The sequence below is a fragment of the Glycomyces tarimensis genome (genome assembly GCF_054776215.1).
In genome coordinates, this window is sequence record NZ_BAAHCB010000013.1 from 19,164 (window position 1) to 44,347 (window position 25,184).

Sequence of the window (25,184 nt, forward strand, 5' to 3'; positions counted from 1 at the left end):
GCGTCCGCCGGGGGGCGCCTGGGGGGCGCCGCCCCGGCGGACGCGGGGTGTCTTCGGTCGGCTTCGTCAGCCCAGCTCGGACCAGCCGTCGACGAGCCGCTGACGGAGCTCGTCGATGGTGATCTCGTCGGCGAAGTACTGCTGGAGGGCCGGCGTGGCGTACTGGTCCTTCCATTGCGGGTAGTCGACGACCGACTGGTAGGGGGCCGCGGACAGTCCTTCGCCGGAGGCGAGGATGGCGTCCCAGCCGTTCTCGCCGGCGGTGTTCTCGGCGACGAGGTCCCTGGCCTCGTTCGAGGACGGGATGAGCCAGTCGCCCTGGGCGAGCGCGGCCTGGTGCTCGGGCCGCATGAAGAAGTCGATGAACGCGGCGGCCTCTTCGACGTGCTTGCTCTCGGCGGCGACGGACATCGTCTGCGGGTTGCCGGCCTGGACGGCCCCGGCGGAGCCGGCGAGTGGCGGCAGGACGGCCCAGTTGAAGTCCTCGGGCGCGGATTCGACGATCTGCTGGGCGACGTAGTTGCCCGCGACGTACATGGCGTACCTGCCGTCGAAGAAGCCCGGAATGACGTCCGAGCCGCTTTGCGTGAGCGTGACCGGGTCGAGCGACCGGTCCTCGTACGCCATGGTGTGGATGCGCTCGGGGACGGCCAGTTCGTCCTCGCCGACCTCGATGGCGACCGAGTCGCCGTCGCCGGAGAAGAAGGTGCCGTCGAAGCCCAGGCCCAGGTTCATGACGGTGGCGGTCGGCTGCTGCAGGCCCCAGCCGACGCCGTAGGTCCCGTCGGCGGTGAGTTCGCTCGCCAGGGCCTGGAAGTCGTCCCAGGGGAGGGTTTCCCCGGCGGGGACGTCGACGCCGGCGTCGGCGAACGCGTCGGTGTTCGCGAAGACCACGTAGGACTGGATCAGGGTCGGCGCGGCGACGACCGTGCCGTCGTCGGTGGTGACGGTCTGCCAGACCTCCTCGGAGACCGAGGCGGTGACCTCGTCGCTGAGATGGGGGCCGAGGTCGGCCAGGTAGCCCTGGTTCGCGAAGCCCATGATGTCGGCGGACTCGTCGTGGATGACGTCCGGGGCGGTGCCGCCCTGGAACTGGGTCACGAGTTGGTCGTGGACGTTGTCCCAGCTGCCTTGGACGAGGTCGACCTGGACATCCGGGTGCTCCTCGTTCCATGCGGCGACGATGTCCTCGGTCGCGGCGATCGTCGTGTCCTGGAACGCCAGCGATTGGAAGGTCAAGGTGACGCCGTCGCCGTCGTCGTCCCCGCCGACGCCGAACGCCGAGCATCCGGTGAGAGCGAGGGGAAGTGCGACGACGCCGGCGATCGCGGCGCCGCCGTTGGCGCTGATGCGAGTGCGCATTGCTTTCTCTCTTTCGTAGTGAGGATCGGTTGTGGCGAGGTCCCGGGTCGTCAGCCCTTGACCGCGCCGCTGAGGAGTCCGGCGGTGAGCCGTTTCTGGATGAGCATGAAGAAGAGGAGGCTCGGGATGCAGGCGAGCAGCGCGGCCGCGGCGAGCTGGCCGAGCTGCACCTGCCCTTCGGCGCCGACGAATCTCGCCAGCGCGAGCGGCAGGGTCTGCATCTCGGGGTCTTGGATGAGGACCAACGCGAAGAAGAACTCGTTCCAGGAGTTGATGAAGGTGAACAGGCTGGTGGCCACCAGGCCGGGCGCGAGCAGCGGCAGGACGATCTTCCTGAGCGTCGTCATCCGGCCGGCCCCGTCGACCGCGCCGGCCTCTTCCAGCTCGACGGGGATGGCGGCGACGTAGCCCTGGAGCATCCACAGCGAGAACGGCAGCGACCAGGTCGCGTACACGAGCACGAGGCCGAGCAGCGTGTTGACCAGTCCGATGTTCTTGAGCAGCAGAAACAGCGGGATGATGATGAGGATGAACGGGAAGACCTGGCTGAGCAGGATCCAGCCGGTGGCCAGTGCCCGGAGCCTGGTGCGGAAGCGCACGAGGGCGTAGGCGGCGGGCAGGGCCACGAGGGTCACGATCACGGTGGTCGTGATCGCGACGAGCAGGCTGTTGCCGGCCGCGGTGTACAGGTTCGCCTTCTCGATCGCCTGGGTGAAGTTCTGCCAGTTCAGGGTCTCGGGCAGCAGTCCGGCGTCCGGCGACTGGAGCTCGCGCGGCGTCTTGAAGGCGGTGCTGAGCAGGAACAGCAGCGGGAACGCCAGGAAGCACATGTATCCCAGCAGTGCCAGGTACTGGAGCGGGCGGGCGAACGCGCTCCGGCCGGCCGTCGCGGTGCTGGTCAGTGTCGTCATTGGAGCCGCCTCCTCATCTGGCCACGCAGGTAGAGGATCAGGAACGCGCCGATCAAGATGACCATGACGTTGCCCATGGCGGCCGCGTAACCGAAGTTTCCGTAGCGGAACGCCTCGTTGTAGGCGAACAGGCTCGGCAGCATCGTGGTGCCGCCCGGTCCGCCGGCGGTGAGCACGAACACGAGCGCGAAGGAGTTGAAGTTCCAGATCAGGTCGAGCGTGGTGATCGCGACGATGATCGGACGCAGCGCCGGCAGCGTGACGTGCCGGAAGCGGCGCCAGGTGCTCGCGCCGTCGATCGCCGCGGCCTCGTGCAGCTCCGCGGGGACGGCCTGGAGTCCGGCGAGGAGGGTGACGGTGGTCTGGGGCATGCCGGCCCAGACGCCGACGACGATGACGACCGGCAGCGCGATCGAGGCCTCGCCGAGCCAGTTGACGTCGCTGGGCAGGCCGACCGCGTCGAGGCTCCGGTTGAGCGGGCCGTAGGTGGGGTTGAGCATGAGCTGCCACATGATCGCGATGATCACGGGGGGCATCGCCCACGGTATGAGCGCCAGGGTGCGGGCGAGCCAGCGCAGGCGCAGGTCGAGGTTGAGCAGGAGCGCCAGGCCGAGGGAGGCGAGGAACTGGAGGATCGTGACGCTGAACGCCCAGATCAGGCCGATCTTGAACGAGCTCCAGAACAGTCCGTTGCCGGCGAGTTCGACGTAGTTGTCGATGCCGTTGAAGTGGGTCTCGACGTTCAGACCGGCCTGGGCGTCGGTGAAGCCGAGGAGCACGCCGTACACCAGCGGATAGACGCTGAAGAGCATCACCGGCAGGAGCGCGGGGAGCACGAGCGGCCACGCGTCGCGGCCGTTGCCGCCGAGCCCGCCGCGGGGTTTGCGGCGGCGGGGCCTGCGGGGAGCCGCCGGCACCTGGTCGAGCGGTTGCGGGATCGTCGTCATGAGTCGGTCGCCGCCGTGTCGGCCACCGGTCCGGTGGATTCGCGCACGGACAACGAGGGCGCGATGACGAGTTGGCGGGCCGGCGCGTTCGGATCCTCGATCCGGCGGATGAGCAGTTTGGCGGCGGCCTTGGCGCGCTTGGCCGAGCCGAGGTCGACGCTGGTGAGCGAGGGTGTGGCGAGTTCGGCCGCGTCGGTGTCGTCCATGCCGACGACGGCGACGTCGTCGGGGACGCGAACGCCGCCGGCCGCGAGTGCTTTGAGCGCGCCGACGGCGAGCAGGTCGTTGGCGCAGACGATCGCGTCGGGGCTGGCCTGGGAGAGCAGGCTCGCGGTGGCCCTGCGGCCCGGCCGGTAGGTGAAGCCGGAGGCGGTCACCTGGAGTTCCGGGTTGGCCGGCAGGTCGAAACGGTCGATCGCGTCGAGGTATCCGGCCAGTCGCGCCGCGCCGGGCACGGTGTCGACCGGGCCGTTGACGAGCGCGATGCGGCGTCGCCCCTGGGAGACGAGGTGTTCGACGGCGAGGCCGATGCCGGTCGCCGAGTCGGCGCGCACGTTGTCGAGCTCGACGTCGGGCGGGAGGGAGCCGATGACGACGATCGGCAGGCGGCTCGTTCGCATGGCGTCGATGAGCTCGGGCGTGATGCGCAGCGGGCTCAGCAGCAGGCCGTCGGCGTAGCCGCGGTTGAGGCTCGTGAGCAGGTCGATCTGCGCCTGCGGATCGGCGCCGGTGGACGAGACGACCAGGCGGTAGCCCGCCTTGGCGACGATCCGGGTCACGGTGCGCATCATCTGCACGTAGACCGGGTTCCCGACGTCGGCGACGGCGAGGGCGATCTGGTCGGTGCGACCGGTGCGCAGCGTGCGGGCGCTCGCGTCCGGCACGTAGCCGAGTTCCTTCGCCGCCTCTCGCACGCGCCGGGTCAACTGCTCGGACGCGGGGCCGCCGTTCAGGACGCGCGACACCGACGCCACGGAGACACCGGCGCGCGCGGCGACCAGCGCAAGATTCGACTTCTTCGTCTCAGCCATCCGTCATCCCTGCGAAATCTACGTTGAGAACGTTCTTAAGAACGATTACAAGAACGATATCAGAAGCCTGCGAGCGTGTCGCCCGGGACGCGTTCAGCCCTGTATCGGCGGCTCGGCAGCAGGGCAGTACGCTGGCAATCGACTCGGCACGGGCGAGGGCGCCGGGCGAACGCGAGAGCGAGGAGGCAACGATGCGGAACCGGGAACTCGAACTGCTCGACGGGCTCGTGGGCACGTGGAAGCTGACGCTGTCGGACGCCTGGTTCCTGGAACCGGCCGGAACCGAAGTCTACGGCTCGGCCACGATCGAGTGGCTCGGCGACGCCTTCCAGCTGCACCGCATGGACCTGGACGGCGAGATGACCCTCGCCATCGGACGCAGCGACGCGCGCGACGCCTACACGGCGCTCTACCACGACGACCGTGGAGTCTGCCGCGTCTTCGCGATGACCTTCGACGGCTCGCGTTGGACGCTCACCCGCGAAGACCCGGACTTCCACCAGCGCTTCGTCGCCGACGTCGAGCCCGACCGGATCAGCGGCCGGTGGGAGGCCTCAGACGACCAAGGCCGGACCTGGAGGAAGGACTTCGATCTGACCTACGAGCGCACGCGCGGGGCGTGAATCCCGCGAGGCCCTCGGGAGTTCAGGCCTTCGTCCCGCCTTCGGGCAGGAGCTCGGCGAGCAGACCCTCGACGCGGGCCTTGATGCTGTCGCGGATGACCCGGACCGACTCGATGCCCTGACCCGCCGGATCGTCGAGCTTCCAATCGAGGTAGCGCTTCCCCGGGAAGACGGGGCAGGCGTCGCCGCAGCCCATGGTGACGCACACGTCCGAGGCCTCGACGGCGTCGCGGGTCAGGATCTTCGGCGTCGCCGAGGCGATGTCGATGCCGACTTCCTTCATCGCTTCGACCGCGGCGGGGTTGACTTGGTCGGCGGGCGCGGACCCGGCGGAGCGCACCTCGACGCGGTCGCCGGCGAGGTGGGCGAGCCACCCGGCGGCCATCTGGGAGCGTCCGGCGTTGTGGACGCACACGAACAGGACGGAAGGCTTCGCGGACATGAGGTTCGATTCCTTTGCTCGAGTGGTCATCGCGGTGATGTGGTCGGCATCGCCGTTCGGCGGAAGAAGCGGCGGGCCCACAGGCTGACGTACACCAGGCCCACCAGGACCGGGACTTCGATGAGCGGGCCGACGACCCCGGCGAGGGCCTGTCCCGAAGCGGCGCCGAAGGTGGCGATCGCGACGGCGATGGCCAGCTCGAAGTTGTTCCCGGCGGCGGTGAACGCGAGCGTGGTCGTCCGCTCATAGCCCAGGCCTATGCCCTTGCCGAGGGCGAAGGACCCGGCCCACATGATCGCGAAGTACGCCAGCAGCGGCAGCGCGATGCGGACGACGTCGAGCGGCTGGGCGACGATCGCCTCACCCTGGAGGGCGAAGAGCACGACGATGGTGAACAGCAGCCCGTAGAGCGCGAACGGGCCGATCTTCGGCAGGAACCGCTCCTCGTACCAGCCGCGGCCCTTGCGGTGCTCGCCGATGCGGCGGCCGGCGTATCCGGCCGCGAGCGGGATGCCGAGGAAGACCGCGACATTGAGCGCGATCTCCCAGCCGGAGACGTCCAGGCCGGTGGCGTCGAGGCCGAGCCAGCGCGGGAGGGCGTCGAGGTAGAGCCAGCCGAGGGCGCCGAAGGCGATGACCTGGAAGACCGAGTTGAGGGCCACGAGCACGGCGGCGGCCTCCCGATCGCCGCAGGCGAGGTCGTTCCAGATGATGACCATGGCGATGCAGCGGGCGAGCCCGACGATGATCAGGCCGGTGCGGAACTCCGGGAGATCGGGCAGGAGGAGCCAGGCGAGCGCGAACATCAGCGCCGGTCCGATGAGCCAGTTCAGCAGCAGCGAGGAAGCGAGCAGGCGTTTGTCGGCGGTGACGGTGTCGAGCTTGTCGTAGCGGACCTTGGCCAGGACCGGGTACATCATGAGCAGCAGGCCGGCCGCGATCGGGAGCGAGACACCGCCGATCTGGACGGCGTTCAGCGCGTTGCCGACGCTGGGAGCCCACTGGCCGAGCGCGATGCCGGCGAGCATGGCCGCGCCGATCCACACGGGCAGGTACTTGTCGAGCGTGGAGAGCCTGCCGTGCACCGCCACCTCGGTGATCGTGGTGTCGGTCCCGGCGGTCATACGCCGGCCTCCTCGGGGACGGACAGCACCGTCGAGAGCAGTGCGAGGGCTTCGGGGCGCGCTCGGTAGTACACCCAGGTGCCGCGGCGCTCGGAGGTGACCAGGCCGATCTCCTTGAGCACCTTGAGATGGTGCGAGATGGTCGGGGCGCTGACGTCGAACGAGCCGGTGAGGTCGCAGACGCAGGCCTGCCCACCCTCGTGAGAAGCGATCAGCGAGAGCAGCCGCAGGCGCACGGGGTCCCCGAGCGCCTTGTAGGACGGCGCCAGCCGATCGGCCTGGGAGGCGCTGAGCGGCTCGGCGACCAGCGAGGTGCGGCAGTCGTCCAAGTCGGCGGCCCGCGCGAGGGGAAGGGCTTGCTTCGACATGCGTCTAGTTTGACCAAGATCGAAGCAATCGGCAAGCCGGCGCCTTGAACAATGGCCCAACGAACGGTGAACACGACGGCTCGGCCGGGCCCGTCCGCAATTGGTCTACACGGCGTCGCAGTTGGGCTCGATGGCGTCGACCAGCCGGGCGCCCTCGGATTCCTCGACCCCGAAGAGTTCCGCGGCGTCACGGGCGAGCTCCTCGGCCTCCTGGCCCTCTTCGATCTTCCGGCAGATCTCGTCGGCGTTCCGGAGGACCTCGGTCGGATCGATGTCGGGTGCGATCTCCGCGATGTCGGAGGGGAAGTCGGTGGGGAGCTCGGGCGCGAGCTCCTCCAGGGACTCCTCGAAGTCGGGCACCGAAGGCACATCGGTGGGCAGCTCGTCCTCGCCGCACGCGGTGAGCGCGACGGCGGCGCCGAGCGCGAGAACGAGAGCGGCGAGCGCGCGTCGTGCCATGAGCGGTGCTCCATTCGTCGGGATTCGTCACCACCGTAGCCGATGAAGGGCCCGCCGCTGCGCATGGTGCGACGCGCGGTGACCGCCTGCCGCACTCCTCGGGAGGCGCTCCTGTTTGCGGTTTCAGCAAGAAGTTTGCCGTCGAGCCCGTTGCGCGCGCAGGCTGGTGGCGGCGGGGTCCGGGGGGGCCGCGCCCAGGCCATGACGACGGAGAGAGGACCGATGGACGCACAGTACTGGGACGAGAAGTACGCCGGCCGTGACCGGCTTTTCAGCGGCGAACCCAACGGGGTGCTCGTCACCGAGATCGCCGGCATGCCACCGGGGCGTGCGCTCGACGTCGGATGCGGTGAAGGCGGGGACGCGCTCTGGCTGGCGCGGCGCGGCTGGCGCGTCACCGCCGTCGACATCTCCCGGATCGCGCTGCGCCGTGGTGCCGCCGCCGGCGCGGACGTCGCCGATCGCGTGACTTGGACACGCGCCGACCTGACGGCGACCCCTCCCCCGGCCGGCGCGTTCGACCTCGTCACCGCCCAGTACTTCCCGCTGCCGACGCAGCCCGACCATGCCGCGCTCCGTGGCCTGCTGGACGCCGTCGCGCCCGGCGGCACCCTGTTGTACGCGGGCCACGACCCCGCCGACATGTCCGCCGAAAGCCGCGCCCGTTACCGGCCGGACGACTACTACCGCCCGAGCGACATCGCTGGACTCCTCGATGACGGCTGGATCGTCCACGTCGACCAGACGCGCCCGCGAACCGCTCCGCCACCGCCGGGCACGGAGCACGCCCACGACACCGTCCTGCGGGCCGAACGCCTCACTTGAGGACACTGTCCCGGAATTACAGGATCCATTGCTGGTCGGCGCCGCCGTCGCAGTCGTACTGCTGCAGCCGGGTGCCGTTCGCGGTCGAGGAGTCGATGACGTCAAGGCACTTCCCCGAGTGGCGTGCGACGATCTCGGTGTATCCGCCGGTGTCGCGCAGTTCCCACTGCTGGTTGGTCCCGCCGTTGCACGACCACTGGATGACCCTGGCGTTATCGGCCGTCGAGGCGGCGTCGATGTCGAGGCACTTCCCGGACGCCTGTGAGACGATCTCGTGGTAGCCGCCGCCGACGTCCCGAAGCCGCCACTGCTGGTTGAGTCCGCCGTGGCAGTCCCACTGAATGATCTCGGCTCCGTCGTCGGTCGAAGCGCTCACCACGTCGACGCACTTGCCGGAGTGCCGGCTCACGATGTCGGAGACCTGGCCGCCGGTGCCCACGTCGTCGCCCCATCCGTAGAGGAGGCGGTCGAGGCCGGTGCTGTTGCGGACGCTCAACGACAGATCGGTGCCGCTGCCCTGGAGCGAGAACATCGAATACCGGTCATAGCCGTATTCGCTGATCTTGCCGCCGAGCGCGGGCCAGTAGGTGCCTCCCATGTCGAGGTCCCGCATGGATTCGGTGACCGCGCGGAAGTACCGGACGAAGTTGTCGGCGCTGCCGGCGTCGTGGTAGTCGAGGCCGAAGTCCATCTGGGCGCCGAACTCGGTCACCACCGCACGGGAGGCGCACTCCCCCAGACGCTCCCGGAAGCTCTGGACCCAGCCGGCGTAGTCCTTCTCGCCGTAGAAGAAGGCGTAGTGGTGATAGGACAACAGAGTCCCGTCGAGGCGGGCGTCGGCGCAGACCGGCCTGACATCCTGGCTGTAGCCGGTGCCGCCGATGAGGATTCGGCCGCGCGGCACCCAGGAGTGCGCATCGACCCAGTCGGCCGCGAGATCCGTCCACTCGGTGGTGCCGTAGCCGTGGGGCTCGTTCATCGGCTCGAAGTGGACCAGACCGTTGGAGCCGTACTGGGCGACCACGGTGTCCCACATCGAGTTGAAGGCGCCCACGTTCGTGACGCGTCCGCCGGAGGCGGCGCCGTCCTCCCAGTAGGCGAGGATGACTTTGAAGCCGCGGGCGGTCGCGGCGTCGATGGTGCCGCGGTAGGCGTTCCACCACGACGAGCCGACCGTGTGGGTGTTGATGGGCAGCCGGACGGTGTTGGCGTCGAGGTGGTCCTCGAATCCGGCGTAGACGTCGTCGGCCTTGGCGCGGACGGTCGCGTAGCCGTCGCTCTGGCTGAGCCCGTCGAGGACGAGGAGGCCTTCGACGAAGTTGTCGCCGTTCACGGCCCAGTTCACGCCCCTGAACCGACTGGTGTCCGCGCTGGCCGGCGACGCGCCGGCCAGGACGACGACGGGGATGAGCACGAGGACGCTCAGGACGCTGACCAGGAGGCGGCGGAGGGGACGCGGTTGCGGTGGCTTGCGGCGGCGAGTGGTGCCCATGGCGTTGACCAATCTCGTGCAGCTGTGCACGCATGGGAGCTTGACATCGATTAACTTCGATATTTCCATATCGAACTCGCTTTGTGAAGGCCCTTCGTCTAATGGATCTAAAAAGCGATCCCGCAGATCCGATCCGGAGCGCACGAGACGGGACGATCCACCGACAATGTTGCTCAGTGTTCGCGAATCCCCATGACCGGCGCGAACCCCTATAGTTGGACATACCAATCCGAGAAGGGGTACGCCATGGGCTTGGCAGACAAGTTCAATGAGTTGAAGGACCGGTTCTCCGGTGTCGCCGAGGAGGCGAAGGCGAAGGCCGAAGGGCTGCTCGATCAGGCCAAGGAGGCGAATATCGGCGATCAGGCGACCGAAGCCGCCGAGAACGCCACGGACCAGGGCCGGGAGACCTTCGACAACGCGAAGGACCAGGGCCAGGAGACCCTCGACGACCTCGGGCACCAACGCGGCGGCGAGTAGGCGGCCGAAGCGATCGAACTTCCGGGGCGGGCGAACCGACAGGCCCGCCCGCCCCGGCTTGGGCTACTGGGACACGATGGGCCGCACCGAACCGCGGACCACCAGGTGGGTGCCGAGGACGGTGTGCGGCGGCGGGCCGCCGTGCTTCGCGTGTTCGAGAGCGAGCCGCACGGCGGTGCGCCCGAGCTCCTCGTGCGGCTGGTAGACGGTGGTCAGATCGATGTCCATCGCCGGAGGCAGGTCGTCGAAGCCCACCATCGAGATGTCGTCGGGGACACGCAGCCCGTGTTCGAGCAGTGCTTGGCGGGCACCGGCGGCGATCTGGTCGTTGCACGCGAACAGGGCGGTGAAGTCGGGCGCTCCGGACGCGAGCCGTTCACGCATCATCCGGTAGCCCTCGTGCCGCTCGAAGGTGCCGTCGACCTCCAGGCCCGGGTCGTGCTCCACGCCGTGCGCGCTCAAGGCGTTGCGGTAGCCGGTGATCCTGGCCTCGGCGGTGGTGTAGCCCGGTCGGCGTCCGAGGAACAGAATCCGCCGGTGGCCCGCGGAGAGCAGGTGGCTGGTGGCGGCGAACGAACCGCCGGTGTAGTCGCACTCCACCACCACCGCCGGCACGTCGGGCCCCAGCGGCGGCCGGCCGCACAGCACCAGCCGCGAACCGATGGCCGCCAGCGCGTGCGCGTACCGGCTCATCCGTGATTTGTAGGCCTCGTCGGCCGCCACGTTGCCGACCAGGATGACCGCTTCCGGGTGCTGCTCGCGCATGAACTGCACCATCTCCAGCTCCCGCTCGGCGTCCCCGCCCGTCGTGCCGATCTGGCATAGCCGGTTATCGGCGGCGGTCTGGGTCTGGACGCCCTGCGCCACGTGGGCGTAGTGGGGTGAGATCACCGAGTTGACGATGATGGCGATGCTCTTGCGAGTGTTGCCGACGAGCGCCCGCGCGTGGACGTTGGCGACGTAGTCCAGCTCCTCCACGGCCTTCATGACGCGGCTGCGCGTGGCCGGGGAGGCGGGATAGGTGCCGGACAGGATGCGGGAGACGGTGGCGACGGAGACCCCTGCCCGCTTGGCGACCTCGCGGATGGTGGTATGGCGCGTCCCGCTCGCGGACTCGCCCGGTTTCCGCGCCACAGCACCCACCCTTGGTTAAAACGCCACTATAACGGTTACAGAAACAGAGATTACCCGTCGACGAAGGACCGTCGAGCGTGGGGCGAGGTCGGGAGCACGCGCGTGAGCGCCCCGGTCGCCGGAACGGTTCTCCCGCCGCCTGGAGCGCTCGTCGTCTACCCCTTGACACCCGACGTCGCGATGCCCTTGATGAGGAACTTCTGGAAGATCAGGAAGAACAGCACCACCGGGATCAGCGACAGGAGCGTCATCGCCATCATGCCGCCGTAGTTCGAGACCGCCTCGGTGTTCTCGTACGACTGGAGCAGGCGCGGCAGCGGGAACTTCTCGATCTCGTGCAGGTAGATCAGCGGACCCATGAAGTCGTTCCACGACCAGATGAACGTGAAGATCGAAGAGGTCACGATCGCCGGGCGCAGCAGCGGCAGGATGATCGAGAAGAACACCCGGAAGTGCCCCGCCCCGTCGATCTTCGCCGCCTGATCGAGCTCTCGGGGGATGCCGCGCAGGAACTGGACGTACATGAACACGAAGAACGCGTCCAAGGCCAGGAACTTGGCGACCACCAGCGGGAAGATCGTATTGACCACGTCGAGTTCGGAGAAGATCAGGTACTGCGGGATGAGCATGACCTGGCCGGGCAGCAGCAGCGTCCCGATCACGACGCCGAACATCGCCCTGCGGCCGGGGAACAGCAGCCGCCCCAGGGCGTAGGCGGTGATCGAGCACGACAGCACGATCCCGAGCACCGACAGCCCCGCGATGAGGGTGGAGTTCCAGAAGAACCGCCACAGCGGCACCCCCGCCAGCCCGTCGAACGCGGACGCGAAATGGTCCCACGTCGCCGATGACGGGATCAGGGAGACGTCGGTGATGATGTCCGCGTTGTCCTTCACCGACGCGGTCACCACCCAGAGCACCGGGTACAGGACCACGGCCAGGACGAGCAGCAGCGAGGCGTGCCAAACGGCCGACTTCACGCGAGCGCCGGCCGGGCGCCGGCGGCGCTCGACGATCCGGCCCGCGGCGGTTTTCACGGTACTCATCAGCGGACGCTCCGGTTCGGTGACGGGCGAGCGCCGCGCGCCGGCTCGGCGCGCCCAACGCGCGACGCCCTCGTGGACAGATCGGGATCGGGGACGGACGGGCGCTTCAAGACGTGGGTCATCGGTTGTCGTCCCCCGCGTAGTAGACGAGGTTCTTGGCCGCCCGGAACATGATCAACGTGACCACGCCGACCGCGAGGACGAGCATCCAGGCCCACGCCGAGGCGTAGCCCATGCGCAGGTCGATGAACGCCAGCGAATAGATGCGGACGGTGTAGAACAGCGTCGACCACGCCGGCCCGCCGGCCTCGCCGCCGATGATGTAGGCCGGTCCGAACAGTTGGAAGGCCCCCACCGTTTCCATCAGCACGTTGAAGAAGATCACCGGCGAGAGCATCGGGATGGTGATGTGCACGAACCGGTGCCACTTCCCCGCCCCGTCGACTTCGGCGGCCTCGTACAGCTCCCCGGGCACCTGCATCAGGCCGGCCATGAAGATCACCATCGGCGCGCCGAACGTCCACACGCTCAGCAGCACCAGCATCAGTATCGACACCGAGGGGTTCCCGACGAAGCCCCCGCCTTCCCAGCCGAACAGGCTCATGAACCGGTCCTGCGGGCCGTTGGAGGCGAACAGCGCCTTCCACACGATCGCGATACCGACGCTCATCGCGATCAGCGACGGCATGTAGAACGACGCCCGGTAGAACCCGATGCCGCGACGCCGCTGCGTCAGCAGCATCGCCACGGCCAAGGAGGCGATCAGTTTGATCGGCACGGCCAGCACCACGTACAGCAGCGTGACCTTGACCGCCCGGCCGAACATCGGATCGTCGAACATCGCGGTGTAGTTGTCCAGGCCTATCCAGCCACCGCCCCTGAGCAGGTGGTAGTCGGTGAAGGACAGGTACAGCGACCAGAGCATCGGCCCGATGGTGAACACCAGCGAACCGATGATCCACGGGAGCATGAACGTATAGCCGGCGAGCCGCTCACCCGCGCGGGAGGCCGGGGCGCGGCGCTTGGCCGCTCCCCGACTCCCGCGTGTCGGCGGTGCTCCGGCCTCGCCCGCCGCAGGCGGCGCGGCGGTGGAAGGAGAAGCTGACACTGCATGCATCCTTGTCGTCGTCACTGCTCTGCGGCGAACAGCGTCTCGGCCTCGGTGAAGAACAGATCGGCGGCCTCGGCGTAGTCCATCTCGCCGTACTGGACCTGCTCGTAGAGCTCCATGTATTTGGCCTCGACCCCGCCGGCGGCGGCGGGCGGCACCGGCGGCGCCGGGCTGATGTGGTCCTTGACGCTCTCCTCGTAATCGAGGATCGCCTGGGCGTACGCGTCGAGCTCGACGTGCTCCAATCCGGCCTTGGTGGACGGGATGCCGCGGTTGGTGCCGAGGACGGCCACGCCCTCCGGATCGTTCAGGAAGAAGTCGACGAACTTGGCGGCCGCTTCGGGATGCTCCGAGTTGGCCCCGATGACCAGCTGCATCGACGGCTTGAGGTAGATGCCGAGATTGTCGGGCGAGATGGAGGGCGGGGGTGCGAGCCGCAGTTCCCCGCCGATGTCCTCCACGGCCGGGGCGAAGCCGGACAGCGCGCTGTCCCACCGCAGCATCGAGCCGATCGCGCCCTCGGCCATGCCGTCGGTGAACTCGGCCATCTTGGCGGCCGTGGGGATGCAGTCGTCCGCGATGAGGTCGGCGGGCATGCTCCAGTACTCGATCAACTGGTCCTTGGTGAACCCGAGTCCGGCGAGGTCTTCGGAGTAGAAGGTGTGCCCCTGCTGGTGCAGCCACATCTCCATGTACAGGTACGAGCGGGCCCAGTCCTCCGCCGCCCAGGCGTTCTCGCCGAGCGCGGGCTTGAGGGTGGCGATGGTGTCCATGTAGTCCTGCCAGCTGTGGCCCACCTCGGGCGCCGGGATGCCGTTGTCCTCCCACCAGTCGGCTCGATAGATCAGGCCGGCGGTGTTGGCGGCCACCGGGACGGCGAGGAGTTCGTCGTTCAACCGGCCGGGATCGAGCAGTGCCTGGTCGCGGAAGGCGGACGTGTCGAGCAGATCGTCCAGGGGCAGCAGCATCCCGTTCTCCGCGAACTGGCGCAGGCGCGGGTAGTCCATCTGGAAGACGTCGGGGAGGTCTCGCGAGGCCATGCGGCCGGTCAGGCTCTCCCACAGCGAGGCGTAGTCGTAGAAGTTGGGCTGGACCTTGATGCCCTCGTTCTGCTGCTCGAACAGATCGATCGCCTGCTGGGTGAGTTCGGCGCGGACCTCGTCGCCCCACCATTCGAAAGTGATGGTGACCGGGTCGTCGGCGGTGCCGGCCGGGCCGTCGTCGCCGCAGGCGGCGGTGGCCCCGAGCGTCGCGGCGGCGGCCGCGCCGGTGAGCAGGCTCCGGCGGCGCATGGGGTAGCGGATCATCGTTGACGCACTCCTTTGTGTGAGGGGTCCCGCTCGCGCGGGCCTTCGGATCTATGCGGTTTGACCCTCGGCCTCGGCCGAGGAATGGCGGCTCGCGTCCGGCGACGCCGCGGTTCGGAGGAGGTGTCGGTCGGGCGGATCAGGCACCCCGTCCGGCGGCTTGCCGCCTTGGCGGTCGAACTCGGTCTTCTCAGCCGCCGGCCCGGGGATCTGCTCGGGCGGGCGACTCGTACATCGGGGTGTTTAAATCGTTTTAACAATCGATTTCGATACCATAGAACGCGCTTTCCAACGCTGTCAAGCGCCGTTCCGCAACGTTTCCAGGACCCGTCGCGGACGCGCGCCAGGCGACCCTGTTTCCTTTTGAGCCGCTTCGGTTCCGGGTCGGACGCCCCTGTGGCTTATGACTCGTTGCCGATATATATCTGTGATTCAAGGACATGGCGGCCCGGTTCGATGACGCCCCGCAGGACCGGGAGCACCGTATCGGGCCAGTACAGGTGCGTCCCGGGCATCGGCGAGATCAGTTCCGCCGTCCGCGTCCCGGCGCCGTCGATGATGACGCTGCGCAGTCCCCGGCTGCTCACCTGCGCCCTTGACTCGCCGACGTCACCGCTCGATCCCGAACCGGGAACGCACCAGCCGCCCTCGCCGGTGTGGAGCCGCCGATCGGTCTCGATCACATGGACGCGGGTGTGCCAGCCGTCGACCGTGGCCTCCAAAGAGGTCGTGACGGCGACGTCGTCCCATGGCCGCCACGCCACGGTGAGCACGCCGTTCTCATCGATCGAACCGTCCTCGGACTCCTCTCGACTCCGCCAGTGGAGGCCGTCCTCCGAGAGCGCCAACGTGCCGTCCAGTCCCGCCGATGCCAGACCGGCTCCGTCGGCCGCGTGCGCGAACCCGGCGAGGCTCGAATAGGCGAACTTGCCGTAGGTGTGCCGGCCACCGCGCATCTTCGCGCGCCACGCCTGCCCGTTCAGCCTGGTCACGTGTCCGCCGCGGTCGCGGACATGGACCGCTCGCGCGGCCGGGTGCGATTCGATGCCGGGGCCCGGGACGGTGGCGTCGTCCGTCCAGAAGGGATGTTCGGGTTCGGCCAGCAGACCGACGAAGACCTTCATGGCCCACCAGGGCGATCCCGCCGTGAGATACTGCTCCACCAGCGAGTTGTTCGGATAGCCGTAGCCGATGGTCAGGCGGCCCTCGGGATCGAGGATCGGCTTGTCCCACCACCACTCGAGGTGGCGGCGCGCGAAGCCGGCGGCCTCGCCCCACGGCACGGCCTCGACGTCGGCGGCGGCCAGCGCGCCCCACAGCGATCCCTGCGCGAAGCGGTAACCCATGCTGCGGCCGTAGGGGACGGCGGCGCCGTCGGCGGCGAACCAGGAGCGGAACCGGCGGGAGAACGCGGCGGCCGGCCGCACATACCGGTCGTCGCCGCCCAGCTTGTAGTGCAGGAGCGCGTAGGTGTGGAAGGCGAAGGGGTTGTAGTAATCGACGCGACCGCCCGGACCGTCCTCGAAAACGCTTCCATCGAGCAGGAGATCGCCGATGCGCTCCAGGTGCGCTTCGGCGACCGACCGGTCGCGGTCGACGCCGATCCGGTCGAGGCCGTGGCCGACGAACACCGGGAAGTAGTGCCAGTTGTTGTCGACCACGCCCGTGGCGTAGGCGGCGCGGAGCCAGGCGACGAGGTGGTCCCGGGCCTTCGGGTCCAGGGGGCTCCAGAGCTTTTCGGGGGCCGTCGCCAAGGCCCAGCCGAGGGCGGCGGCTTCCACGCAGCGCTGGTTGGCGTGGGTGTGGTCGCCGACGTACCAGGCGTCGTCGGGGTCCACCGCCCGGGCGATCGTCTCGGCCAGCGTGGCCCAGAGGTCGCCCGGCACGGTGCGAGCGGCGGCGGCCAGGCCCCACAGCGGGCGGGTGAGCAGCTCGAACCAGTTCTCGGCGTGCGAGTGGTTCGACATGGTCACCGGCATCGCCGCCGGGCCTTCGGCCGCCAGTTCGGCGGCGGGGCGCGCGAACGCCACGGCGGCGTCGCTCCACCCGGCGTGGGTCTGTTCGAGGGGTTTAAACGTTTTAAGTGGAGAAGTCACAATGGCACACGTTATCAATGCCGAGCCCGGGCGGCAACTCGCGGGAGGCCGCGCGGCCCCGCCCGCCGGCGTGCGGCCGGCGGGCGGGGCCTTCGTGTTCGGCGGTGCTTCCACGGCCTCGTGTCGCTTCGGCGGGGCCGGTCAGTAGGCGATGTCCGGCCTGGAGGGCGTGTCCATGCCCGCGCCGAGGAAGTAGTCGACGTGGTGCGACTGCATGTACCCCTTGAACGTCATGGCGTTCCGGTAGGCGGGGTTGTGCGCCAGGGTGTACAGCCCGATCTCGCTCGGCCGGTCGGTGGTGAAGACGATCAGCTCGTTGAAGTCCGCGTTGGTGTAGACGGCCTCCTCGCGCCAGTCGCCGAACAGGTCGCCGACGAGGGTGGGGCCGCCCTGGGCGGCGGTCACCGCGCCGTAGTTCCAAGTGCTCTCGAGCCGCGGCACGCTGTTGGTCGGGGTCGGGTTGGCCGGGTCCCACTTCTCGATCTTGCCGCTGTTGAGCAGCTCCATGGTGATGTCGCCGTCCCACCACAGGCCGAGCTGCGGCCAGGGCTGGAGCCCGGCGTTCGGCTCGGTGAGCGTGTTCGCGGGCGCGTTGTAGAGTCCGTCGAACGACCAGACCTCCATGCCGGGATGGCGGGGGTCGATGTCGCCGGCCATGCCGCGGCCGACATCGCTGGTGCCGCCGAGCACATGCTGCCAGATCATCCGGCCGGTGGCGGCGTCGTAGTAGTACTCGCGCAGCCCGCCGGGGTGGTTCTGCTGGACTCCGTAGCCTTCCAGTCCCGGCCGGTCCGGGTCCATGTCGGCGATGTGGAAGCGGTCGCCGTGGATGATGCCCTGGTCGCCGAGCGAGTAGCGCAGCGTGCCGTCGCCGTTGAGGACGAATCCGATCTCCACGACCTCGTCCTTGCCGTCGCCGTCGACGTCGATCACCCGGGTGTTGTGCCCGTCGGGGGTGTTCTGATCGCCGCGCAGCCACTTCCACTGCATCGAGACCTCGCCGCCGTCGAAGTTCCAGGCGGTCATCATGAGGTTGAACCCGCCGTCGCCGATCCGGTTCTTCATGTAGGCGACCAGGCTCGGGGTGACGCCGTCGAGGTAGCCGACTCCGAACCGGGCGTACATCGGCCCGTCGGAGAGGTAGTCGGTCGGCACCCGCGCCGCGTCCCTGAGCGCGCCGGTCCGCCCGTCGAGGATGGCGATGAACTGCTCGGTGTCGTTGTCGTGCTGGAAGCTCTGGCCATCGCCGAACGTGACGCCGTCCGCGATGCGAACCGCCACCTCAGCGCGGCCGTCGCTGTCGAAGTCGTAGACGGTGACGCCGTCGTTGTGGCCGACGTCGATCGTGGACGATCCGCCCTCGATGTTGTTCTGGTTCGTGCTGTTCGGCCCCATGTCGACCTCCCAGAGGAAGCGGCCGTCGCTCGTGTAGGCCTCGATGCTCTGCGGGGAGGTCTGGCGGTCGATGACGTAGTCGTACTCGCCGTCGCCGTCGAGGTCGCCGACCCAGACGAACTTGACCGCGCCGCCGTCGCGCAGCGGCACTCGGACCACCGGTTCCTCGGCGTGGTTCGCACGTAGTGTGAACTCGCCGCTCGGCGCCTGCTCGCGGCCGTCGACCACCGGCACGACCCGGTAGCTGTTGGACTTCGAGAGGTCGGCGCCGCCGTCGACGAAGTTGGTCGCCCCGGTCACGACGCCGCCGTTGATCCGCTCCCACGAGCCGCCGCCGGTGGAGCGGTGGACGTTGAAGCCGATGCCTTCGGGGTCGAGTCCGAGCAGCCGCCAGCTGACAAGGACCTCGCTGCCGCTGGAGCGCACGGCGACGACGCCGCGGCCGAGGTCTTCCATCGGCCGGACGCCCTGCTGCGGCGAGCCGCCCATCTCGATGTCGAGGGCGTCGATGTTCGCGAGGCCGTCCCCGGTGGTCGCCGCGAGGCGGACGGTGTTGTCGCCCTGCCGCACCGGGACCGTCACGGTCACGGTCTCCCAGCGGTTCCACGCGCCGGTGCTCGGGAAGGCGAGGGCGGAGCGCGCCTGCGCGCCGTTGACCTCGACGTTCGCCGGCCGGTTGTCGCCGTCGGCGTTGGCGTACCGGAATCCCAGCGTGGCGGTGCCGGAGTCCGGCGACTCCACGGTGAACTCGACCGCGGCACCGACCTCGTTCGGAGTGTCGCAGAAGCCGTCTGCGGAGTAGCCGGAGTGGTTCGATGCGGTCGCGCCGTGGCAGACGGCGGGGGAGGCCTCCGCCTCGTACCGGGACTGCTGTGCTTGTGCGAGGGGCGCGACGACCCACGCGGTCGCGGCTGCCACCGCGAGCGCGGCCGTCACAGCCCAGAATCTAGTAAACGTTTTCACTTTGCTCCCAACGATCTTGCTGGACGATGATCTGCAACGTTCGAACCCCGGTTCGTTCCGCGGGGGCCTGGTGCCGCGGACGTTGGAGGTGAAGGCGCTCTCGGGTTCGAACACGACTGAGCGCATGGTTCGACATATTTAAACATAGAAGAATGTACATGGCAATAGCCCGTTCACCAGCAGATACCAGTGCCTTCTCCGAGAATCGCTTGCAGATGTGCGGCAAGCAACGCTTCGACGCAACGGTTTTGCCGCACCGAGCGCACCACGGTGCGCGCCGCCGTGGAACACGGAAGCCGGAGCGCATCGGTTGACTACCGATCGACCGATCGCTATATTGAAGCCGCTGAAAGTTAAAACGATTTAACCGGCGATGTCGCCGGTGCCCCTTGGAGGCTTCATGTCCGACCCTTCGCTCAACCGCGAACAGGCCCCGCCCCTTGACGAACCCTCGGGCGGCATGAGCCGCCGCAGCGTGCTCGCCACCGGCGCCGGGGTCGCCGCGGCCGCCGCGTTCATCGACTCCTCCCCCGCTCACGCCCAGACCTCCGGCGACGACGACGGCGGCCCCGACGCGGTCGAACTGTCCTGGCTCGAGGGACCACCGGCGGAGTCCCCCGGCTCGACCTGGGGCGTCCCCTGGGGCCAAGGCACGTTCGCCACCGACCAGCAGTTCGAACTCACCGCCGACGACGGCGCCGCCGTCCCGGTCCAGACCTGGCCGCTCGCCTACTGGCCGGACGGCTCGCTGAAGTGGACCGCCCACGCCATCGGCCCCGCGGCCAAGGCCGAGACCTTCACCCTCGCCGCCGGCGAGCCCTCCTCCCCCGCCCTCCCGATCGCGGTCTCCGAGGCCGGCAACCACATCGACGTCAACACCGGCGTCATCACCGCCCGCATCAACACCAAGGGCACGAACCTCATCAAGCACATCAAGCGCGGCGACCGCATGATCGTCAGGGACGGGCACCTGGTCAACATCACCCAGGACGAGGCCCCCGACCCCGAGACCGGATCGGTCAGCCGCGACCGCTACATCAGCGAGATCACCGAGGCCGCCGTCGAGCAGGACGGCCCGGTCAGGGTCGTGATCCGCGTCGACGGCCACCACCGCAAGACCGGAGGCAAGGACACCTCCTGGCTCCCGTTCACCGTCCGCCTGTACTTCTACTCCGGCGGCGAGTCCTTCCGCATGGTGCACACCTTCTTCTACGACTCCGACGGATCGGAGGCGTTCATCGCCGGCCTCGGCGTCCGCTTCAAGGTCGCCTTGACCGACGAACTGTACGACCGGCACGTCCGCTTCGTCGGCGAAGGCCACGGCCAACTGACCGAGGCCGTCAAAGGCATCACCGGCCTGCGCCGCGACCCCGGCGAGGACGTCCGCCAAGCCCAGACAGCCGGCCGGGCACTGCCCGACCCCGCGACCTGGGACCAACGGGTCACCAGCCGCCTCCACTGGATCCCCGCCTGGGGCGACTACTCGCTCGCGCAGCTCAACAGCGAAGGCTACGCGATCAAGAAGCGCACCAAGGCCGGCCACGCCTGGGTTCCGGTCGACCAGGGCCGGCGCGCCTCCGGTTTCGGCTACATCGGCGGCGTCTCCGGCGGCTTCGGCTTCGGCATGAAGGACTTCTGGCAGCGCCACCCCACCGGGCTCGACATCCGCGACGCCCACACCGACAAGGCCACCGTCACCGTCTGGATGTGGTCGCCCGAGGCCCAGCCGATGGACACCAGGTTCTACCACGACGGCATGGGCCAGGACACCTACGAGCAGCAGCTCGACGCCCTCGAGGTCACCTACGAGGACTACGAGCCCGGCTTCGGCACACCCTACGGCGTCGCCCGGACCAGCGAGCTGCAGTTCTGGGTCACCGACGCCACCCCGTCCCACGAGCGGCTCGGGCACATGGCCGACACCGTCCGCGCCCAACCGCAGGTGATCGCACCGACCGAGCACATGAGCGCGGTCGGCGCCTTCGGCGGGCTCTTCGGACCCGTCGACCGATCCCACCCGGTCAAGGAGACCGTCGAGGACGGCCTCGACTTCTACTTCGACTACTACCGTCTCCAGCAAGACCAGCGGCACTGGTACGGGTTCTGGGACTACGGCGACGTCATGCACTCCCAGGACGGCGACCGGAGGGTCTGGCGCTACGACGTCGGCGGCTACGCCTGGGACAACTCCGAGATCTCGCCGGACATGTGGCTGTGGCAGTACTACCTGCACACCAACCGGGCCGACGTCTTCCGCTTCGCCGAGGCCATGACCCGCAAGACCAGCGAGGTCAACACCTACCACCTGGGCGAATGGGCCGGTCTGGGAACCCGCCACGGCGTCCAGCACTGGGGCGACTCCGCCAAGCAGGTCCGCATCTCCAACGCCAACTACCGCAGGTACTACTACTACCTCACCGCCGACGAGCGCACCGGCGACATGCTCCACTTGCTCGCGGGGAGCGAGGAGACCTTCCTCGTGCTCGACCCGATCCGGAAGATCCGCGAGGAACCGTACACGCCCGATCGCAACGCGCTCAGCATCGGCTTCGGCACCGACTGGTCCGCCTTGGTCGCCGCCTGGGTCACCGAATGGGAGCGCCGCGGCCCGGACTGGGAGTTCTGCCGGGACAAGGTCCTGGGCACCATGGAGACCATCGCCGCCCAGCCCAATGGCGTCGCGCAGGGCGGGGGCCTGTACGACATGGACACCGGCAGGTTCCACATCGCCGAGGAGCCCGCGGTCGAGCGCAGCAATCTCGCCAACGCGTTCGGCCGGATCGAGATCTGCGCCGAGCTGATCGGGCAGATCGACATGCCCGCGTTCGAGGACGAGTGGCTGCGGTACGCCCGCTTCTACACCGCCACACGGGAGGAGCAGGAGGCCGAGTTCGGCGGCCGGTTCGCCGACCTCTTCCTCTACGCCTATGCCCGCGCCAACGCCTTCGTCTACTCCCGCAGCGGCGACGATTCCCAGGCCGAGCGGGCCTGGCACCGCTTCTTGAACCCGACCAAGTCCTGGGAGATCCGAACCGAGTGGCCGAAGGAGTCGCAGCCGGTGGCCGACACGCTCAACCCGACCGACTGGTACGGCGTCGCCACCAATGAGATCGCCCAGTACGGCCAGGCCGCGATCCAGATCCTGCACCTGGCGGGGGACCACGTGCCCGAGGAGTGAGCACAGTCGGCGGGAGTGGCTCAGGTGCGCTCCCGCCGACGGGCGCTCAGCGCGCCCGAAGGCGTCCGATCGTCCTCATCCGGCCTGCAGGTCGCGGCCGGGCAGACGCAGGTAGATCCGCACGGTGGTGCCCAGTCGGCCGGTGTGCATGCGGACGAGATCGACGACCTGATTGACCAGCAGCAGGCCACGGCCGCGGAGCTGGCCCTCGCTGGCCGGGCGCCGTCCGACCAGCGGGTCGGTGATGTGCCCCGCGTCGCTGATCTCACAGGCCAGCTGTCCGGCATCGGTCCAGACGCGCAGCGTGCCGCTGCCGCCGCCGTGGCTGATGCTGTTCGTGATCAGTTCGGTGACGGCAATCTCCAAGTCGACCAGCTGACTCGCCGACAGACCGACCGTCCGGCCGTACGAGGTGAGGAACCAGCGGGCGTTGTCGAGCGTGGCGGCTTCGACGTCACGCTCGATGGCCGTTCGCGGCGGACGGGGCAGCGGTTCGTTGTACCCGGCGATGACGCGGTCCGGATCGTATTGCTCGCTGCGCCGGGTTCCGGTGCGGTCGACGAGGAAGGGATGGGTCTTGCTGGCATCGGCGATCATGTGCGGATCGAGGCCGTCCTCGTCATAGGGGCACATGATGGTCACCGAACGGCCGGTGAAGGCGTAGTTGATCAGTGCCTCGTGCTGGGCGCAGGCCGGATACTCGGTGTCGCTGCGTCCCCGCCAGATCGGCTCGCCGATGATCCGCACATGGCGGTCGGCATGAGCGTCGGCGAACGCGCGCAGCACACCGGGGATGATCCGTCCCGGGTTCGCGCCGGCGTCGGCCATGTCGATCATGAGCACCCGTTCGGCACTGGATCCCAAGGCTTTTCGCAGCAGTTCCAGATTGGCTTTCGGCACGGCGACCGCGAGCGGTTCGTCCTTGCTCAGCGCCTCGTCGATGAAGGGCATCGTGCCGGCCAGGAATTCCTGCGAACCCGAATAGAACAACGCCGGGTGAAGGAACGGGTCGTTCGTGTCAGGCGTAGGCATAGCGGACATCGCGCGGCTCCTTCGAGCATGGTCTCATGGACGCTTTCTCGCCACGGGACCTGTTCGGTCGCCGCAGAAGCGAGGCGCATTGCAGCACTCGGATCCGGTGTCCCCTCGTGAGCGGTCTCTCGATGTTCACCAGGATAGTGGCCCCTGGACATCGACGGTCTCGGCCGGTGGGCATCAAATCTACCTCGCTGCGCGCCCCTACCGCACTCGTCAGATCGCGGCTCGGTGACCTCGACGGTCGCGTCCGTCCGATCCGATGGGCCCAGTGCCCGTTCGACGTCGGAGCACCGATTCATGTGGTGTTCGTACCGTTCGCGCGCCATCACGACCGAGACTCCGCGCCGGGGCTCGCGCCAGACCGACTCCGATCAGCGCGTCGAGGAGTGGGGGCCGGCCTGTCGGTGTCGGCGCCAAGTCCCGGCGAGGGTGGCGATCGCGGCGTCCAGGTCGCCGGGCGGCAGGTAGAACGGGATGCGGATCCGGTCGGCCGCCGTCCCGGGGGCGGCGGTGAACGCGTTGCCGGCCGCGACGGGCACGCCGTCGCGGGCGGCGCGCTCGGCGAAGGCTCGGGCGGTGGCCTGCGGCAGCCGGATCCACAGACTCGGGCCGCCCGCGGGCCGCTGATACCGCCAGTCGAGACCGGCGGCCGCGATCGCGTCCAGCAGCGCGGCCAGCGACGTCCGCAGGCCTTGGACTCGCCAGGCCCGGGCGTCGTCGTAGTGGTGCTGGAGCAGCCAGGCCGCGGCGAACTGCATCGGCGCGGGGCTGCCGAGGTCGAGCGCGCGGCGGCGGGTGCGCAGATGCGCCGCGAGCGTCCGATTGGTGTGGACCCAGCCGATCCTGAGGCCGCCCCAGAGCACTTTTGAGACGCTGCCGATGGTGGTGACCGCCGCATCGGTCGACAGTGCGGCCAACGGCGCCGGAGCGGCCTCGCCGTCGAGCGGGAGGTCGGCGAGCGCGCGGTCCTCCACGATGGGTGTTCTCGACGCCGCCGCCGCTTCGAGCAGTGCCTCCTTGCCTCGGGCGCTGATCGAGCGGCCGGTGGGGTTCTGGTATGAGGTCAGGTAGGCGGCGGCCGGTGCCGTCGCGCGTATGAGGCGTGCCGCCGCGTCGGCCCGCAGGCCGTCGTCATCGACCGGGAGGGTGACGAGCCGTTGCCGACCGCGGCGGCGGATCGCGTCGATGAGTCCGGGGAAGGTCGCGGCCTCGATCGCGACCGGGCGGCGCGGGCGGTGCAGGGCCTCGGCGACGAGGGCGAGGGCCTGCTGGGCGCCGCCGGTGACCACGATTTCCTCGGGGTGCGCGTCGATGCCGTCGCCGCGGAGCTTGTGCGCGATCGCATCGAGCAGCACCGGATGCCCCGCCGGGTAGAAGCCGCCCTCCGAGCAGGCGGTCTCGGGCATGAGGTCGGGAAGCTGGGCGAGCGCGGCGAGGACGGCCGGCGCCGGAGGCGGACTGGCGATCGTCAGGTCGAGCCGGGGGCGCGGTCCGTCGCCGAACAGATCGGCGAGCGGATCGGCGGAGGCGGTGTCGCCGCCGCTCAGGTGGGTGGCCGCGCCCACCTGGGGCGCCGCGCCTCGCCGTCCGATGAGCCATCCGGCGTCGCGGAGCTGGCGGTAGGCGGCGGTGACGGTGTTGCGTGAGACTTCGAGCGCGGCGGCGAGGGCGCGTTCGGACGGCAGGCGCGTCCCCTGGGTGAGCGCGCCGGTGTCGACGAGCTCGCGCAGCGCCGCCGCGAGCCGCATGTAGCGCGGCCCCGGCCCGTCCTGCCAGCCGTAGAGCCGGGCCGTCAGGTGCCGGACGCTCAGATGGGCGGGTCGATCGGACATGGTGCCACTTTCTCATGAAC

21 protein-coding genes are annotated in these 25,184 nt (G+C 69.1%); 4 read left to right on the forward strand and 17 right to left on the reverse strand.

Annotated features, from left to right (window positions below):
• Positions 1 to 66: 66 nt before the first annotated feature.
• Genes ACYVK3_RS11660 through ACYVK3_RS11675 form a run of 4 tightly spaced genes read right to left on the reverse strand, consistent with a single transcriptional unit; the run spans position 67 to position 4,251 of the window.
• Positions 67 to 1,362, reverse strand: a complete 1,296-nt coding sequence (locus ACYVK3_RS11660; protein ID WP_460497488.1) for an ABC transporter substrate-binding protein — start codon at positions 1,360 to 1,362, stop codon at positions 67 to 69.
• 50 nt (positions 1,363 to 1,412) lie between these two features.
• Entirely contained in the window at positions 1,413 to 2,273 is an 861-nt protein-coding gene (locus ACYVK3_RS11665) for a carbohydrate ABC transporter permease (protein ID WP_460497489.1), read from the reverse strand.
• A complete protein-coding gene (locus ACYVK3_RS11670; protein WP_460497490.1) occupies positions 2,270 to 3,220 on the reverse strand; it encodes a carbohydrate ABC transporter permease in 951 nt (316 codons plus the stop codon). The genes ACYVK3_RS11665 and ACYVK3_RS11670 overlap by 4 nt, the downstream gene beginning before the upstream one ends.
• The gene (locus tag ACYVK3_RS11675) at positions 3,217 to 4,251 is read right to left on the reverse strand and encodes a LacI family DNA-binding transcriptional regulator (RefSeq protein ID WP_460497491.1); all 1,035 of its coding nucleotides are present in this window, start codon (positions 4,249 to 4,251) and stop codon (positions 3,217 to 3,219) included. Before ACYVK3_RS11675 ends, ACYVK3_RS11670 begins: the two co-directional genes overlap by 4 nt.
• Before the next feature lie 191 nt (positions 4,252 to 4,442).
• Between ACYVK3_RS11675 and ACYVK3_RS11680 the strand changes: the two genes are divergently transcribed.
• Positions 4,443 to 4,874 (forward strand): hypothetical protein, encoded by a 432-nt coding sequence (locus ACYVK3_RS11680; RefSeq protein WP_460497492.1) that lies wholly within the window; start codon positions 4,443 to 4,445, stop codon positions 4,872 to 4,874.
• Positions 4,875 to 4,896: 22 nt separating this feature from the next.
• On the opposite strand, the gene ACYVK3_RS11685 is transcribed toward ACYVK3_RS11680, so the two are convergent.
• From ACYVK3_RS11685 to ACYVK3_RS11700, 4 genes are all read right to left on the reverse strand, one after another.
• Positions 4,897 to 5,316 (reverse strand): arsenate reductase ArsC, encoded by a 420-nt coding sequence (locus ACYVK3_RS11685; protein WP_460497493.1) that lies wholly within the window; start codon positions 5,314 to 5,316, stop codon positions 4,897 to 4,899.
• 26 nt (positions 5,317 to 5,342) lie between these two features.
• Positions 5,343 to 6,440: an arsenic resistance protein gene (arsB, locus tag ACYVK3_RS11690; RefSeq protein ID WP_460497494.1), complete on the reverse strand. Its 1,098-nt coding sequence runs from the start codon at positions 6,438 to 6,440 to the stop codon at positions 5,343 to 5,345.
• Positions 6,437 to 6,808, reverse strand: a complete 372-nt coding sequence (locus ACYVK3_RS11695) for an ArsR/SmtB family transcription factor (protein WP_460497495.1) — start codon at positions 6,806 to 6,808, stop codon at positions 6,437 to 6,439. Before ACYVK3_RS11695 ends, arsB begins: the two co-directional genes overlap by 4 nt.
• A 105-nt stretch (positions 6,809 to 6,913) precedes the next feature.
• Positions 6,914 to 7,267 (reverse strand): hypothetical protein, encoded by a 354-nt coding sequence (locus ACYVK3_RS11700; protein WP_460497496.1) that lies wholly within the window; start codon positions 7,265 to 7,267, stop codon positions 6,914 to 6,916.
• Positions 7,268 to 7,489: 222 nt separating this feature from the next.
• Here ACYVK3_RS11700 and ACYVK3_RS11705 point away from each other — a divergent pair, with 222 nt between their 5' ends.
• Positions 7,490 to 8,092, forward strand: a complete 603-nt coding sequence (locus ACYVK3_RS11705) for a class I SAM-dependent methyltransferase (protein WP_460497497.1) — start codon at positions 7,490 to 7,492, stop codon at positions 8,090 to 8,092.
• A 16-nt stretch (positions 8,093 to 8,108) separates the two neighbouring features.
• Here ACYVK3_RS11705 and ACYVK3_RS11710 read toward each other — a convergent pair whose 3' ends face one another.
• Complete coding sequence (locus ACYVK3_RS11710) at positions 8,109 to 9,584, reverse strand: RICIN domain-containing protein (protein ID WP_460497498.1); 1,476 nt, start codon at positions 9,582 to 9,584, stop codon at positions 8,109 to 8,111.
• A 246-nt stretch (positions 9,585 to 9,830) separates the two neighbouring features.
• Between ACYVK3_RS11710 and ACYVK3_RS11715 the strand changes: the two genes are divergently transcribed.
• Complete coding sequence (locus tag ACYVK3_RS11715) at positions 9,831 to 10,064, forward strand: hypothetical protein (protein ID WP_460497499.1); 234 nt, start codon at positions 9,831 to 9,833, stop codon at positions 10,062 to 10,064.
• Between the two features lie 63 nt (positions 10,065 to 10,127).
• On the opposite strand, the gene ACYVK3_RS11720 is transcribed toward ACYVK3_RS11715, so the two are convergent.
• From ACYVK3_RS11720 to ACYVK3_RS11745, 6 genes are all read right to left on the reverse strand, one after another.
• Positions 10,128 to 11,198, reverse strand: coding sequence for a LacI family DNA-binding transcriptional regulator (locus ACYVK3_RS11720; protein ID WP_460497500.1), 1,071 nt, complete (start codon positions 11,196 to 11,198; stop codon positions 10,128 to 10,130).
• 155 nt (positions 11,199 to 11,353) lie between these two features.
• Entirely contained in the window at positions 11,354 to 12,244 is an 891-nt protein-coding gene (locus ACYVK3_RS11725; RefSeq protein ID WP_460497501.1) for a carbohydrate ABC transporter permease, read from the reverse strand.
• 118 nt (positions 12,245 to 12,362) lie between these two features.
• Complete coding sequence (locus ACYVK3_RS11730) at positions 12,363 to 13,361, reverse strand: carbohydrate ABC transporter permease (protein WP_460497502.1); 999 nt, start codon at positions 13,359 to 13,361, stop codon at positions 12,363 to 12,365.
• 11 nt (positions 13,362 to 13,372) lie between these two features.
• Positions 13,373 to 14,662, reverse strand: a complete 1,290-nt coding sequence (locus ACYVK3_RS11735) for an ABC transporter substrate-binding protein (protein WP_460497503.1) — start codon at positions 14,660 to 14,662, stop codon at positions 13,373 to 13,375.
• A gap of 401 nt (positions 14,663 to 15,063) precedes the next feature.
• Positions 15,064 to 16,758 carry a DUF2264 domain-containing protein gene (locus ACYVK3_RS11740; RefSeq protein WP_460497504.1) on the reverse strand — a complete coding sequence of 565 codons (1,695 nt, stop codon included), beginning with the start codon at positions 16,756 to 16,758 and terminating at the stop codon, positions 15,064 to 15,066.
• 141 nt (positions 16,759 to 16,899) lie between these two features.
• On the reverse strand, positions 16,900 to 19,089 hold the full coding sequence (locus ACYVK3_RS11745; RefSeq protein ID WP_460497505.1) for a rhamnogalacturonan lyase family protein: 2,190 nt from the start codon (positions 19,087 to 19,089) through the stop codon (positions 16,900 to 16,902).
• Positions 19,090 to 19,576: 487 nt separating this feature from the next.
• Here ACYVK3_RS11745 and ACYVK3_RS11750 point away from each other — a divergent pair, with 487 nt between their 5' ends.
• Positions 19,577 to 22,294 carry an exo-rhamnogalacturonan lyase family protein gene (locus ACYVK3_RS11750; RefSeq protein WP_460497579.1) on the forward strand — a complete coding sequence of 906 codons (2,718 nt, stop codon included), beginning with the start codon at positions 19,577 to 19,579 and terminating at the stop codon, positions 22,292 to 22,294.
• 75 nt (positions 22,295 to 22,369) lie between these two features.
• On the opposite strand, the gene ACYVK3_RS11755 is transcribed toward ACYVK3_RS11750, so the two are convergent.
• Both ACYVK3_RS11755 and ACYVK3_RS11760 read right to left on the reverse strand, forming a co-directional pair.
• On the reverse strand, positions 22,370 to 23,326 hold the full coding sequence (locus ACYVK3_RS11755) for an anti-sigma factor RsbA family regulatory protein (protein ID WP_460497580.1): 957 nt from the start codon (positions 23,324 to 23,326) through the stop codon (positions 22,370 to 22,372).
• A 377-nt stretch (positions 23,327 to 23,703) separates the two neighbouring features.
• Positions 23,704 to 25,164 (reverse strand): aminotransferase-like domain-containing protein, encoded by a 1,461-nt coding sequence (locus ACYVK3_RS11760; RefSeq protein WP_460497506.1) that lies wholly within the window; start codon positions 25,162 to 25,164, stop codon positions 23,704 to 23,706.
• Positions 25,165 to 25,184: the final 20 nt, after the last annotated feature.

Excerpts from the sequence above, each read along its gene's own strand:
- ACYVK3_RS11660 (WP_460497488.1), bottom strand. The coding sequence starts at position 1,362 with ATGCGCACTCGCATCAGCGCCAACGGCGGCGCCGCGATCGCCGGCGTC.
- ACYVK3_RS11665 (WP_460497489.1), bottom strand. The coding sequence starts at position 2,273 with ATGACGACACTGACCAGCACCGCGACGGCCGGCCGGAGCGCGTTCGCC.
- ACYVK3_RS11670 (WP_460497490.1), bottom strand. The coding sequence starts at position 3,220 with ATGACGACGATCCCGCAACCGCTCGACCAGGTGCCGGCGGCTCCCCGC.
- ACYVK3_RS11675 (WP_460497491.1), bottom strand. The coding sequence starts at position 4,251 with ATGGCTGAGACGAAGAAGTCGAATCTTGCGCTGGTCGCCGCGCGCGCC.
- ACYVK3_RS11680 (WP_460497492.1), top strand. The coding sequence starts at position 4,443 with ATGCGGAACCGGGAACTCGAACTGCTCGACGGGCTCGTGGGCACGTGG.
- ACYVK3_RS11685 (WP_460497493.1), bottom strand. The coding sequence starts at position 5,316 with ATGTCCGCGAAGCCTTCCGTCCTGTTCGTGTGCGTCCACAACGCCGGA.
- arsB (WP_460497494.1), bottom strand. The coding sequence starts at position 6,440 with ATGACCGCCGGGACCGACACCACGATCACCGAGGTGGCGGTGCACGGC.
- ACYVK3_RS11695 (WP_460497495.1), bottom strand. The coding sequence starts at position 6,808 with ATGTCGAAGCAAGCCCTTCCCCTCGCGCGGGCCGCCGACTTGGACGAC.
- ACYVK3_RS11700 (WP_460497496.1), bottom strand. The coding sequence starts at position 7,267 with ATGGCACGACGCGCGCTCGCCGCTCTCGTTCTCGCGCTCGGCGCCGCC.
- ACYVK3_RS11705 (WP_460497497.1), top strand. The coding sequence starts at position 7,490 with ATGGACGCACAGTACTGGGACGAGAAGTACGCCGGCCGTGACCGGCTT.
- ACYVK3_RS11710 (WP_460497498.1), bottom strand. The coding sequence starts at position 9,584 with ATGGGCACCACTCGCCGCCGCAAGCCACCGCAACCGCGTCCCCTCCGC.
- ACYVK3_RS11715 (WP_460497499.1), top strand. The coding sequence starts at position 9,831 with ATGGGCTTGGCAGACAAGTTCAATGAGTTGAAGGACCGGTTCTCCGGT.
- ACYVK3_RS11725 (WP_460497501.1), bottom strand. The coding sequence starts at position 12,244 with ATGAGTACCGTGAAAACCGCCGCGGGCCGGATCGTCGAGCGCCGCCGG.
- ACYVK3_RS11730 (WP_460497502.1), bottom strand. The coding sequence starts at position 13,361 with ATGCATGCAGTGTCAGCTTCTCCTTCCACCGCCGCGCCGCCTGCGGCG.
- ACYVK3_RS11735 (WP_460497503.1), bottom strand. The coding sequence starts at position 14,662 with ATGATCCGCTACCCCATGCGCCGCCGGAGCCTGCTCACCGGCGCGGCC.
- ACYVK3_RS11750 (WP_460497579.1), top strand. The coding sequence starts at position 19,577 with ATGAGCCGCCGCAGCGTGCTCGCCACCGGCGCCGGGGTCGCCGCGGCC.
- ACYVK3_RS11755 (WP_460497580.1), bottom strand. The coding sequence starts at position 23,326 with ATGCCTACGCCTGACACGAACGACCCGTTCCTTCACCCGGCGTTGTTC.
- ACYVK3_RS11760 (WP_460497506.1), bottom strand. The coding sequence starts at position 25,164 with ATGTCCGATCGACCCGCCCATCTGAGCGTCCGGCACCTGACGGCCCGG.